This is a genomic window from Streptococcus suis (assembly GCF_002960425.1).
GTDB lineage: Bacteria > Bacillota > Bacilli > Lactobacillales > Streptococcaceae > Streptococcus > Streptococcus suis_S.
The window spans coordinates 1-12,464 of record NZ_POIZ01000052.1; the positions used below are offsets into that span (position 1 = coordinate 1).

At 43.9% G+C, this 12,464-nt stretch carries 11 protein-coding genes and 1 tRNA gene; 11 read left to right on the forward strand and 1 reads right to left on the reverse strand.

What is annotated here, in order from left to right:
• Positions 1 to 149 precede the first annotated feature (149 nt).
• The 10 genes from C1G57_RS06960 (at position 150) to C1G57_RS07005 (ending at position 11,126) form a co-directional block, all read left to right on the forward strand.
• Positions 150 to 932, forward strand: coding sequence for a TatD family hydrolase (locus tag C1G57_RS06960; protein ID WP_074391591.1), 783 nt, complete (start codon positions 150 to 152; stop codon positions 930 to 932).
• Positions 916 to 1,485: a ribonuclease M5 gene (rnmV, locus tag C1G57_RS06965; protein ID WP_105114310.1), complete on the forward strand. Its 570-nt coding sequence runs from the start codon at positions 916 to 918 to the stop codon at positions 1,483 to 1,485. The genes C1G57_RS06960 and rnmV overlap by 17 nt, the downstream gene beginning before the upstream one ends.
• The gene (locus tag C1G57_RS06970) at positions 1,478 to 1,846 is read left to right on the forward strand and encodes a hypothetical protein (RefSeq protein WP_105114311.1); all 369 of its coding nucleotides are present in this window, start codon (positions 1,478 to 1,480) and stop codon (positions 1,844 to 1,846) included. The genes rnmV and C1G57_RS06970 overlap by 8 nt, the downstream gene beginning before the upstream one ends.
• Positions 1,847 to 1,850: 4 nt before the next feature.
• Complete coding sequence (locus tag C1G57_RS06975; RefSeq protein WP_105114312.1) at positions 1,851 to 2,306, forward strand: 8-oxo-dGTP diphosphatase; 456 nt, start codon at positions 1,851 to 1,853, stop codon at positions 2,304 to 2,306.
• An 87-nt stretch (positions 2,307 to 2,393) separates the two neighbouring features.
• Positions 2,394 to 3,797, forward strand: coding sequence for an SseB family protein (locus C1G57_RS06980; RefSeq protein ID WP_238595258.1), 1,404 nt, complete (start codon positions 2,394 to 2,396; stop codon positions 3,795 to 3,797).
• 1 nt (position 3,798) lies between these two features.
• Positions 3,799 to 4,134 carry a hypothetical protein gene (locus tag C1G57_RS06985; RefSeq protein ID WP_105114313.1) on the forward strand — a complete coding sequence of 112 codons (336 nt, stop codon included), beginning with the start codon at positions 3,799 to 3,801 and terminating at the stop codon, positions 4,132 to 4,134.
• Positions 4,131 to 5,003 (forward strand): 16S rRNA (adenine(1518)-N(6)/adenine(1519)-N(6))-dimethyltransferase RsmA, encoded by an 873-nt coding sequence (gene rsmA, locus C1G57_RS06990; protein WP_002939007.1) that lies wholly within the window; start codon positions 4,131 to 4,133, stop codon positions 5,001 to 5,003. Before C1G57_RS06985 ends, rsmA begins: the two co-directional genes overlap by 4 nt.
• Positions 5,004 to 5,205: 202 nt before the next feature.
• Positions 5,206 to 6,936 carry a hypothetical protein gene (locus C1G57_RS06995; protein ID WP_161941124.1) on the forward strand — a complete coding sequence of 577 codons (1,731 nt, stop codon included), beginning with the start codon at positions 5,206 to 5,208 and terminating at the stop codon, positions 6,934 to 6,936.
• A gap of 12 nt (positions 6,937 to 6,948) precedes the next feature.
• Complete coding sequence (locus tag C1G57_RS07000) at positions 6,949 to 9,393, forward strand: LTA synthase family protein (RefSeq protein WP_105114315.1); 2,445 nt, start codon at positions 6,949 to 6,951, stop codon at positions 9,391 to 9,393.
• 140 nt (positions 9,394 to 9,533) lie between these two features.
• Positions 9,534 to 11,126, forward strand: a complete 1,593-nt coding sequence (locus C1G57_RS07005) for an ATP-binding cassette domain-containing protein (RefSeq protein WP_105114316.1) — start codon at positions 9,534 to 9,536, stop codon at positions 11,124 to 11,126.
• A 50-nt stretch (positions 11,127 to 11,176) separates the two neighbouring features.
• On the opposite strand, the gene C1G57_RS07010 is transcribed toward C1G57_RS07005, so the two are convergent.
• Positions 11,177 to 11,258: transfer RNA gene (locus C1G57_RS07010), tRNA-Leu, on the reverse strand.
• A 321-nt stretch (positions 11,259 to 11,579) separates the two neighbouring features.
• Here C1G57_RS07010 and rsgA point away from each other — a divergent pair.
• Entirely contained in the window at positions 11,580 to 12,455 is an 876-nt protein-coding gene (rsgA, locus tag C1G57_RS07015; protein ID WP_044770919.1) for a ribosome small subunit-dependent GTPase A, read from the forward strand.
• The last annotated feature ends 9 nt before the right edge of the window (positions 12,456 to 12,464 follow it).

Below are 12,464 nucleotides of genomic sequence, written 5' to 3' on the forward strand. Positions count from 1 at the left end.
TCTAATGTGAGTTTCGTCGCTTTTCATTATAGGGCATATGGGACTTTTTTCTATACTCAAAAAGGCTCCATAATCTCTACAGTGGATTTACCCACTACAGAAATTATAGAGCCGGAAAAGAATGGCTTGAAATATGGTACAATAGAATCATGATACAGATATTTGATACCCACACCCACCTCAACGTTGAGCAGTTTGACGGTCGGGTCCAAGAGGAATTAGACTTTGCCAAGGAAATGGGGGTCACCCTCCACAATGTGGTCGGTTTTGACCGAGCAACCATTGACAAGGCTATGGAACTGGCTGACCAGCATCCTGAAATTTATCTGACATTGGGCTGGCATCCGACAGAGGCTGGCACCTATGACGAGGAAGTAGAAAGCTACTTGCTTGAGGCACTCAAACATCCTAAGGTCATTGCCCTGGGGGAGATTGGGCTGGACTACTACTGGATGACGGCGGACAAGGAAACCCAGGCTCGTGTTTTCAAGCGACAGATGGAGTTGGCCAAGCAGTTGGATTTGCCCTTTGTGGTTCATACTCGCGATGCCTTGGAAGATACTTACCAGATCATCAAGGAAGTCGGTGTTGGTCCGCGCGGAGGCATCATGCATTCCTTCTCTGGCACGCTGGAGGAGGCTCAGGCCTTTATGGACTTGGGTATGCACATCTCCTTCTCGGGAGTGGTGACCTTCAAGAAAGCCGTCGAACTTCAGGAAGCGGCGCAAGCATTGCCCCTAGAAAAAATCCTGGTCGAGACGGATGCACCTTATCTGGCTCCAGTTCCCAAGCGTGGTCGGGAAAATCGCACCGGCTACACCAGATATGTGGTGGATATGCTGGCCCAGCTTCGCAACCAGTCGGTCGAAGAAGTGGCGAAAGCGACCTACGAGAATGCAAGGAGCTTGTTCAGAATTGACTCAGAAAATTAAGATACAAGAAGTCCTCGTTGTTGAAGGCAAGGACGATACAGCAAACCTCAAACGGTTTTACGAGGTGGATACCTACGAAACCAGAGGCTCTGCTATATCAGACGATGACTTGGAACGCATCGAGAAACTCCATGACCTGCGTGGCGTCATTGTCTTTACTGACCCGGACTACAATGGGGAGCGGATTCGGAAGATGATTATGCAGGCCATTCCCACGGTCAAACACGCCTTTTTACAGCGGGACGAGGCTAGGCCCCAGTCCAAAACAAAAGGGCGGTCCTTGGGCATTGAGCACGCCAGCTTTGAGGACTTGGAAAAAGCCCTCGCAGGCCTGCGTGGTTACTACGATGATGAAAATAACTTTGACATCACCAAGTCAGATCTGATGCGCCTAGGCTTGCTTATGGGCGGAGACAGTCGCAAGCGGAGGGAGTATCTGGGAGAAAAGCTCCGCATCGGCTACTGCAACGGCAAGCAACTGCTCAAACGCTTGGAGCTGTTTGGGATTGGTCTGGCGGAAGTTGAGGAGGCAATGGAGAGCTATCATGGATAGGGTCTACGCTGTTAAGTGCTTGGTAAAAAACGAGTTTGAGCCTACTTATGAGAATTACTCATCTTATGAAGAAGTGACCTACTTGCTGCCTGCTAATGTTCTTGTTTGGGAGGATGAGCAGGTTGATAAGAATAAACTAGCAGCCTATTTGCGTGGTCTAGTTGAAGATGGCTATGTCAATGCGGATGGTATTTGGAAGCAGAGCCGTTTGTTTCATATTGCTGGTCTGCAAGAAATGGACGACAGGGTAGAGTTTGATGGACCGGCTGTAGAAGTTTATCGCTGGTTTTACACTTTTGAACGCTCCGTGGCAGAGGAAGAATTTTTGAATATCTATTACTTTGATGATCTGGGGAGATAGGGCAATGTCTAGACGAGAGCAAATCATCCTAACCAATATGTGTATGATTACAGACGGTCAGCAGGTATTGGTCCAGAATAGGAAGTCAGAGAAGTGGCCGGGAGTCACGTTTCCGGGTGGCCATGTCGAACGTGGCGAGAGTATTATTTCCTCTGTCATTCGTGAGGTCAAAGAAGAAACGGGCTTGACTGTATTCAACCTCGAACTCTGTGGCATTCAAAACTGGACGGACCCTACTGACCACTATCGTTATCTAGTATTTTGCTACAAAACCAGCCATTTTTCAGGAGTTCTCCAATCTTCTGATGAGGGAGAAGTCTTTTGGATTGATCGTGCGGACCTGAAGAATGTTCAGCTGGCAGACGGTTTTGAAGCTATGTTGGAAATCTTTGAACAGCCACAGCTGACGGAGAATTTTTTCTGGTTTGAAGACGGTGAGTGGAAGGTGGAGAATCGATAATGAAAAATAGCTGGAAATGGCAGTTACTGTGAGGGAGTTGAGTCTTATTTCAGAATTGAGTGAGATGTTAAATCTGGAGGATGGAAGATGGGATTATTTGATTTTTGGAAAAAGAATAAAGATGAGATGACAGAAGTGACAACAGCTACCCAGCAGCCAGTTGCTTTTGGTGTAGAAGCAGTCTTTAACTTGCAAGATTCTGAGAGTGTCATATTAGCAGGTCAGGCTTACGGTACAATAAAGGTTGGTGATAGGCTTACTTTTGTTAAGGGCAGCCGGGAACATACTGTACTAATCAAGGGGATTGAGAAATCTCAAATTTCTATGCAAGTCTTGACGAATCAAAAAGGTAGCTTGAGAGTAGCTCTGCCTGATAAAGAGTTTGCCAAAACAGGGTTAGTCCTGTATAATGCTGTTGCTAGCGTTGACTTTAAAGAAGAAGCTTATCTCAGAGCGTTAGCTGATGGTTTTATTGGCTTTCAAGAGGCAATTTTAAAACCCGAGGATATTCAGAAAGCCAGCTTAGCTGATGTTGCTGAATTGGTAGGGCTATTTATTGATTACTGTAGAAGAAACGACAAACTTTTCTCAGTAGAGGAAATTGACGAGAATCTTCAAAAAATCAAAACATTGAAAGATATTGTCAGAGACAAACTTTTAGTAGCTGATAGGATCTATGTTCTCCAATCGACACGAACCGGAGAAGCTCACCTCCATTCTGAAACCTTCCAAAGAGAAGATGGCTCATTCCTTTGTACAGATCCGTTGATACAGATTGTAGATGAGGAACGCTACGACTATGTAATGACAAAATTAACAGAAGCTAAACGGACTGATGTGACTTTACGAAAGGTTGAAAAAGGGGAAGATGGTGAAGGAATTACCAACGCTTTAGGAACTGAATTTTACCTAAATGGAGCACTTGGAGTTTTTATTGAGTCCAAAGATACAGTAGTCTGGGCGAAAGAGTTGGTTCCAAAACCCGATTTTAGTGGAATTCCAGAAATTCAAGTACCAGTAACCAATCCCAATATAGTCCGTTGGTTACTCCTGATGGGGCAGATGGGGAAACCTGAGACGAAAGATGAAGAATTGGTTTACGGGCTTTATTATGGATTTTTGTCCAGAGAAATACCAAGAGCTACCTTCCTCATTCCCATGCAGCATGATAAACATTTTTTAGAGAGATTAGATGGGAAAGAGGAGTTTACCTTTAAACAAGGATCGAAGTTTAATCTTCCGACTAGAAAAGGGAAAGAGAATCGGGAGGCTATCTCAATCTTTACAGATTGGAAGCGTCTGAGGATGGTATTTGATGAGGATTGGGATGCGATGCTTGAACCTGCTGGAAGTATGATTTCAATCTTTGACTACATTATCAATGGAACTGAGTACCATGAAGCGGGTTGTTATGTTAGTCAAGAATCTTTCGAGACCATGAAAAAAGTGAGCGAAAAGTTTGATGATTACCACGTAGAAGATGGAGAATAAAATGAAAATACAAGTAGATAGGACTTCCGTCTGTATGGGTGACGATGTTTTGCCACATTCTGGCGAAATTGACATCCCTAGTGACATTACTGTAACTGGTTTAATCAAATTTTTAGAAGCTAAGACCTATTTACCGAGTATCAGAGGAAATAATGTTGTTTGGCAAATTCTAAATAATGGTAGCGAAGTAGCTGCTTACTTTACAAAAAATCACCTGATTACAAATGCTAACCTTTCTTTGAAAAGTATGATTGATAAATCCGGCAATAATTTTTTATTTTTTAAATACTATACAAGTCCAGAGAGTTATCGGGCAAGAAAAGAGAAACACACATGAGAATTGCAGACAAAAACGTTACTCGTGCCGTCCTGGAACGCCACGGGTTTACCTTTAAGAAATCCTTCGGTCAGAACTTTTTGACCGATACCAATATTTTACAGAAAATTGTGGACACGGCAGAGATTGACCAGAATGTCAATGTCATCGAAATCGGTCCTGGAATCGGAGCCTTGACTGAGTTTTTGGCGGAAAATGCCGCCGAAGTCATGGCTTTTGAGATTGACGACCGCCTGATTCCGATTTTGGCGGACACCTTGGGTCGCTTTGACAATGTGACCGTGGTCAACCAAGACATCTTGAAGACCGACCTGCAGACCCAGATTCAGAATTTCAAGAATCCTGACCTGCCCATCAAGGTTGTGGCCAACCTGCCCTACTACATCACCACCCCTATCCTCATGCACCTGATTGAGAGCAAGATTCCCTTCAGTGAGTTCGTGGTCATGATGCAGCGGGAGGTAGCCGACCGCATTTCTGCCGAGCCAAACACCAAGGCCTACGGTAGCCTGTCCATTGCGGTCCAGTACTACATGACTGCCAAAGTGGCCTTCATCGTGCCTCGTACCGTCTTTGTGCCCGCACCAAACGTGGACTCCGCCATTCTCAAAATGGTCCGTCGCGAGCAACCCTTGGTCAGCGTCAAGGACGAAGATTTCTTCTTCCGGGTGTCCAAGGCCAGCTTTGTTCACCGCCGCAAGACCTTGTGGAACAACCTGACCAACCATTTTGGCAAGTCCGAAGAGGTCAAGGACAAGCTGACGCAGGCACTTGGCATGGCAGAGCTGGAAGCCAGTGTGCGTGGAGAAGCACTTTCCATGGCTGACTTCGCGCGTCTATCTGACAGCCTCCAGGAAGTTGGTTTATAAGTAGGTATTGATTGTGGTGAAATCTGCGATCAATATTTATTTTAATGGAAAATTGTTTTCCTGTTTGCCTTGTTCGTTGACAGTGGGTGGAAAGCTTGCTATACTGAAATGTGACTAACTTTTGAAAAATATTGTCTGCAAATTGGCAGAATATTTACAAAAACAAGAGAGGGTTTCCCTCTTTTTTTATGAAGGTATCTATATGTTAAAAACTATGCTGAAAAAGCATCCCCATTTAGTAGCCCTAGGCCTATTTGTGGGCTTTTCTTTATTATTATTGGTTCCCCACTTGCTAACTAAGGGCATGGTGACAGGTGCGGACTTGATTTTCCACTACAATCGTTTCTATGATGCGGCTATGCAGATGAAGGAGGGCAATTTCTCCTATATTATCAGTTTGTATGGCTACCAGCAGTCAGGACGGATTGTCAATGCTCTCTATGGGCCTTATTTTGCCTATTTACAGGGGGTGCTAGTTCTTTTTAGTGGAACCTGGTTCCGCTATCAGATTTTATCCAATCTTCTCTTGGGAACTCTGAGTGCCACCTCCCTCTATCTCCTCATGCGTGAGGTCAAGGTCAAGTATGCTCACTCCATCCTATTATCCATGTTCTTTGTGACCACCTATTCCATTCAATATTGGTGGGCAACCCAAGGATTTACCAGCTGGGGAGTGGCTCTTTTTCCGCTTTGTTTAATCCCTGCAGTCCGTTTCTTGCAGACAAAAAAAGTCCCCATTTTCCTTATGGCAGGTGCAGTAGGGATTATGTTACAGGTCCATATGCTATCGACCTTATTCTTGGTCATTGCCTATGGTATTCTCTTTTTCATTGGTTGGTGGAAATCAGACCAAAAAATGAAGATTATTGGACAAGTAGCCCTTTCGGTAGGGATTTTCCTGCTCCTAACCATCAATATCTGGTTGCCACTGGTTTATATCAACGCGACCAACAGTTTGGTTCCTCCATTTGTAAATAAGAAATTCGTTCAAAATACTGTCACATGGCTGAAAACAGCCTTTCTCTACTATCCCTATCCCTTGCCAATTTTCTTTGGGACCTATCTCTATTTTGTAGTGAAAAATTGGAAGAAACAATCGCTGGTTCTAGCTGGTCTTGCTCTGACCTACGCAGTATTTTTAATCTTGTCAACCAACCTTTTCCCTTGGCAATTAGTAGCTGGCAAGGGGATCGACTTAGTTGAGTTGATCCAATTTCCTTTCCGCTTCTTCCTATATGCCAATGCCTTGTTGTTAGGAGTGGTAGGGCTACAAGTATCTGGCTTGTCAGAAAAAATGCAGAAAATATTTTCTGGTTTGACTGTTATTTCTTTGTTTGTTTCGGTTGGTTTTCTCTGGAATGAAAGTTATAAGGAAATCAAAGGACATTACTATAGCGATACCTTCCTACAAAAACGAATTCATACGACTCTGTACGGTACAACGGAAGAGTTACAGGCTTCATTTCATTCTAAAGACTTGGGCGAATTTATCCACATTGCTCAGAAATCCACGCCTGACTATGTACCAGATTTATCAGAAAAGACGGGACATCTGACCAATGAAGAGTCGGACAATACCTATTTTACCTATCGTGACCAAGTGATTTTACCAAATCAAGAATTTACCAAAGAAGTTGATGGTAATCAGCTGGTGGTGACTTGGACGGCGTCAGAAGCAAAAGAGACTGCGGTACCAGTTATTGTCTACCAAGACAGTCAGCTTGTTTTGAATAATACCGTTTTAGATAGAGAAGATATGATGCTTTCCGATATCGGTGTGCCAACGGTTACCAGCCAACCGGGCCAGAATACCCTAGTCCTATCCTACAAACAACAATGGTGGTTACTTCCTGTTATCGCGATTAGCTTGACTGGATGGCTAGTCTGGTCGATGTGCTACATATTTATTTACAGAAAATCAAACCTTTCCTAAGAGAGAAATGTTATGAAACAAATCAATCCCAAGGCAAGCAAGCAATTTATTCTGGTTATGATTATGACCGTTTTGCTGGCGATGGGTCGGGCTCTATTGCTAAGTGGAGTATCTTTCCCGCTCTGGTTTATCCCCCTGCCCTTACTTGCCTATCTTATTTTTACCTTTTATGTATTGGTCTTGCTTGATACATATGAGAAGTTTGTAAAGACCAAAACCTTTGCCAAGTATGTCGGCTATTTTCTAGGCTTTCTATATCTTGTCAATCTGGTCTATCGGCTCAACGCCAAGAAGTATCAGCCCTGGAATATTTTCCGTAATAATCTCTTTCAGTTTGAACTGCTTTTGATGGTGCTTCTGCCTATCCTGTTGGCATTCTTATGGCGGAAGAATGCAGGAATCAGAGAAAAATTAAGTAAGTGGTCGGCCAGTCATCTGGTGCCAGATAGCTATTTGCTCTTGACCAGCTTACTTTCTCTCAGTCCACTAGCTATATCTTATTGGAAAGATAGCCATTATGAGAGTTTGGTTGAAAATGGCTCCTATGTGGAATTTTTTAGTCAGACACCCTTGTTTGCACCCATTCATTTTATAGGGATCTACATTTTTCTTCGCTATTTTCATAAGGCATTTGTAGAGTTTAAGGCAAATCGGACCAATGTCCACAGTATGCTCTTTATCAGCTTGGCACTGGCTACGCTATCGCATATTGGTTATCAGGCTTCTATGGCTGGGGGAACGGGTTCATATTTCACCCGTCACCTCTTTCCGGGTGCTATCGTCTTTCAAATTGCCTGCCTCTTTTTCCTCAACATCATCATTAGTCTAGTCATCAACCGTCAAATCTTGTCGGTTGCTGTCATTGCTGGTCTAAATGTGACCTTGATAGCGGCTAATTTCCTCAAATTCCGCTATCGTTCGGAGCCATTGACACCCAATGATTTCAAGTGGGTCGGGAACTTGGGGATGATTCTCAGCTTTATCAGTCTGCGTGTTGTGCTCATATCGCTATTCTTTTTAGTTCTTCTGTTCTTTCTTTATCGGAAAATTCACAAGAACTACTTCCAAGGAAGGATTGTCGCTTCTATCTGGAAACGGCTGGCAGGGATTTCAGTCATTGTGTCCTTGATTTTGGGAATGGGTTGGGCGATTCGCAATGAAAAAGACCATAAGATTGCTGGCTGGATACCTATTCTTTCTCAGGTCAATAACTGGCGTAACGTAGACTGGAAGGGCTATGCCTTTGTGGCTCGTTATCGCACTCTTTCATTCCTCTGGTTGCAACAGCTCAGCAAGACCAGCATGGAAATGCCTGAAAATTACTCTGAAAAAACTATGAAGGCGATTGTGAAGAAATACACCGCCCTGGCCGAGGAGATCAATGCGGAACGGACAGGTCAAGTGACTGACCAGACGGTTATCTACATTCTTAGTGAGAGTTTGGCTGATCCACGTCGGATTCCTGGTGTGAGCCTTAGTCAAAATGTCCTTCCAAATATCGAGTACATCATGAGCCAGACCACCAGTGGACTGATGAAGAGTGACCACTATGGCGGTGGTACAGCTAATATCGAGTTTCAGGTCTACAGTGGTTTGCCCTTCTACAATTACAACTCATCCATTTCGTCCGTCTATCTGGATGTGGCGCCGAATATGAAGAAATTGCCAAGTATCAGTGACCTCTATCCAGCAGATAATCGTGTCGCTATTCACCCCTACTACGATACTAGTTACAATCGTAATTCAATCTATAAGCAGTTGGGAATTGAGCAGTTTTACACTCTGAATAGTGCCGCTTATCCTCTGACAGTGACGGCTGAAGATTATCAGGGGAATTTTGTCAGTGATAAAAAGACCTATGACTTGATTTTGGAGCAGGTTCGTTCTACAGACAATAAATTTGTGTCTGCCATTACCATGCAGAACCATGTGCAGTGGAATTCCCTAGAGCCAGCTAGTATTACGGCTTCGGGTGAGGGCTTCACGGCTGAGGAAAATGAAAACCTCAATAGCTATGTTCGTCTTCTATCCTTTACGGACCAGGCGACCAGGGATTTCCTAGACCAGCTTAAGACCTTGAATAAAAAAGTGACAGTCGTCTTTTACGGTGACCACCTGCCAGGTCTCTATCCAGAGTCTGCCTTTGCGACGGACCCAAGTCTGCAATATAAGACCGACTATTTCGTTTGGAGTAATTTTGAAACGGAAGACTACCATTATGATTTGGTCAATTCTAGCGACATGAATGCACTGATGCTGGAGACGACCAATAACAAGGTCAGTCCTTACTATGCTTTATTAACAGAAGTGCTCCACAAGGACCGTGTAGGGCAGGCTGAGCGGGATGCGACAGTCGCAGAAGAACTCAAACTGGTCCAATATGACCTATCCACAGGAAAAGGCTACCTTTTGAAATACAAAGACTTTTTCAAGGTGGCGACTGAAACGACAGAATAAAGACAGGACCAAGTCAGAATGCTGGCTTGGTTTGTTTTATGTGAAAAAGGACACAAAAGACAAAAACATGATATAATAATAGCAAGATTTTAAACAATCAGAACCCTGTTGTCCTAAATTGAATGTAGGGGTAAAAGAACATGAAAAAAATCATCTATCAATTGAGGTTTGTTATTGCCGTTCAGTTGGTTTTCCATATCTTATATAGTTTGACCAATGTCGTTTTGCCGGAGTTAAATAAGTATCTTTTTGACCATGTTTTTCAGATGGGCTGGAGAGGGCTTGTCTGGCTCTTGTTGGCCTACGCTTTGACCATCATTGCCAATTCAGTCTTTCAGTACATTTCCCAGGTTTATGAGTGGAAGGTATCTCAGGGCTTCTATGTCAAGGCTAAAAAAGGCCTGGCAAACAGCTTGTTATCACAGCCTTTATCCAAATTTTCAGAGAAGAATGTTTCTGCCTATCTGTCCATTTTTGACAATGATTTGGAAACCATTGAGGAGAGTTATCTAAGTCCTCTTATGGACATTATTCGCTCTAGCTTGAGCATGGTCATCTATGCGGTTTCCCTCTTTCTCTTTGTTCACCCCCTGGTTGCGGTTGGGATTATTCTGTCGTCTGCCTTGGCGGTCTTCATTCCCAAGTGGATTTCTGGTCCTCTTTCACAGCGTCAACGGGTATTTTTACAGAGTTTGGAAAGTTATTTTCAGGTGGTGATGGACCTCTTTTCTGCTAAGAACCGTGTTAATACCGAAACTTTCGGCTCCATCAGCCGTGTCCATCATCAGTCAGTGGAAGAAAGTGAGCAAGCCCGTTTTCACTTTGGGCAATTCAAAACCCTGGCTAATGTCGTCAATGGATTTTCCATGTTTTTGGTGCAATTAACAGCTTTTGGCTTGGTCGGCTACCTCTTGCTACAAAATGAGTTGACCATTGGAGCTGCCATTGCGACTTTTAGCTATGTTGAAAATTTCATCTATCCCATGAAATACATCCTCTTGGATGTCAATTATATCCATTCGACTAAGGAAACGGTTGCCAACCTAGAAGACTATCTTGCTGGTCAGGTCTTGTCTGAGCAAGTGCCAAGCTATCCCAATGTGACAGCCTTGGAAGTGAAAGATGTAGCTTATCATGTGGGAGAATTAGCGGTAGCAGATGTTTCCTATCGGTTTGACAAGGGAAAAAAGTATGCCATCATTGGTCCGTCAGCCAGCGGAAAATCCACTTTTCTACGAGTGTTGGCAGGAGAACTGGCTCTGGACAAGGGAAGTGTCTCCTATCTGGAAAACGATGTTTCACATGAAATGGAAGCAGCTACCGCCTTCTATCTCAGCCAGTTTGAGCATCTTTACCATACCGATTTTGAAAACAATGTGTCTGTTTTTGGGACCTATGAGAAGGGAAGAGATGTCATGCTTGGCTTGTTAAGGAGCTTGCCAGAGAGTTTGCAGGACACCTTGTGTACAACAACAGACCCCAGTCTCTTGAGTGGTGGCGAGAAAAATATCCTGTGTCTGCTCCGTGCCCTGATGAGTGGCAAGGACATCTTGCTCTTGGATGAACCGACCGCCCATTTAGACCCTGCCTTGACCAAACAGGTCTTGACCCACCTTTTGCAGTTGGAGGACAAACTGATCATTACTATCTTGCACCAATCAGACCCAGCCATCCTAGACATGTTTGATGTGGTTTTGGAAATGCGTGATGGGAAATTGAGTGAGAAGATATAAAAATGACCCCAAGTCATCAACTTTGACTTGGGGTTATCCTTTATAAATCATGCGGAGGAAGGGATTTGAACCCTCACACCCGATGGGCACATGCGCCTGAAGCATGCGTGTCTGCCGTTCCACCACCTCCGCTTGCTTTTTATTATACTATTTTTACATTGAAATGACTAGAGTAAAGTGTAAAATCTCAGAGTCTGGGTAAAAGACCATCCCACTTCATAAGGTTAGTGTCAACATCTCAGCGCAGTGGTTGATTGCTCCAACAGTCACTACTCTGACTGTTGGAGCTATACGGGGGGGACTGAAACAGTCTGGGAATAGACTGTTTCAGCTCAACAACTTGAAACGTGAAATGGGTGACGCGCTCTTTTATTAAGGTTCGAGTTCTTTCCTGCTCCTTTTTTCCTAGGAAATTTGGTATAATAGGAGCAAGTACACACAAAGGAGTCTTCATTGCAAGGAAGAATTATCAAGGCCTTGGCTGGTTTTTACTATGTCGAGGCAGATGGACAGATTTATCAAACCAGAGCCAGAGGAAATTTTCGTAAGAAAGGCCAAACGCCCTATGTGGGTGATTTTGTGGACTTTTCTGCGGAGGAAAATTCAGAAGGCTATATTTTAAAAATCCACGAGAGAAAGAATAGTTTGGTTCGACCTCCTATCGTCAATATCGATCAGGCGGTGGTTATTATGTCTGCAAAAGAGCCTGATTTTAATGCCAATCTACTCGATCGTTTCCTAGTTCTCCTTGAACAGAAGGACATGGATCCCATTATTTATATCTCTAAGATGGACTTGGTAGAGGATCGGACGGAGATGGATGCCTTCAAGGCTATCTATGAAAAAATTGGCTATCCATTTGTCTATCATTTGGAGGAATTGACGCCATTATTGCAGGATAAGGTGACGGTCTTTATGGGGCAGACAGGGGTTGGCAAATCGACTCTTCTCAATCGCATTGCGCCAGAATTAGCCTTGGAAACAGGGGCAATTTCAGATAGTCTGGGGCGTGGTCGTCATACCACTCGTGCGGTCAGTTTCTACAATGTCTTCGGCGGGAAAATTGCGGATACGCCGGGTTTTTCATCCCTAGACTATGAAGTCAAGGAGGCGGAGGCTCTGACAGATTGTTTCCCAGAGATTGCGGAAAGCAGCCAGGACTGCAAATTTAGGACCTGTACCCACACCCATGAGCCGGATTGTGCGGTCAAGGAAGCTGTTGCCAGCTCTGCCATTTCCCAAAGTCGCTTTGACAATTATCTCCAATTCCTCAGCGAAATCCAAAATCAGCGTGAAACCTATACCAAGGTTAGTAAGAAATTCAAATAGAAAGTTGGT

Coding starts and splice junctions, on each gene's coding strand:
- rsmA (WP_002939007.1), top strand. CDS start 4,131: ATGAGAATTGCAGACAAAAACGTTACTCGTGCCGTCCTGGAACGCCAC.
- C1G57_RS06980 (WP_238595258.1), top strand. CDS start 2,394: ATGGGATTATTTGATTTTTGGAAAAAGAATAAAGATGAGATGACAGAA.
- C1G57_RS06995 (WP_161941124.1), top strand. CDS start 5,206: ATGTTAAAAACTATGCTGAAAAAGCATCCCCATTTAGTAGCCCTAGGC.
- C1G57_RS07000 (WP_105114315.1), top strand. CDS start 6,949: ATGAAACAAATCAATCCCAAGGCAAGCAAGCAATTTATTCTGGTTATG.
- C1G57_RS07005 (WP_105114316.1), top strand. CDS start 9,534: ATGAAAAAAATCATCTATCAATTGAGGTTTGTTATTGCCGTTCAGTTG.
- C1G57_RS06975 (WP_105114312.1), top strand. CDS start 1,851: ATGTCTAGACGAGAGCAAATCATCCTAACCAATATGTGTATGATTACA.
- C1G57_RS06985 (WP_105114313.1), top strand. CDS start 3,799: ATGAAAATACAAGTAGATAGGACTTCCGTCTGTATGGGTGACGATGTT.
- C1G57_RS06960 (WP_074391591.1), top strand. CDS start 150: ATGATACAGATATTTGATACCCACACCCACCTCAACGTTGAGCAGTTT.
- C1G57_RS06970 (WP_105114311.1), top strand. CDS start 1,478: ATGGATAGGGTCTACGCTGTTAAGTGCTTGGTAAAAAACGAGTTTGAG.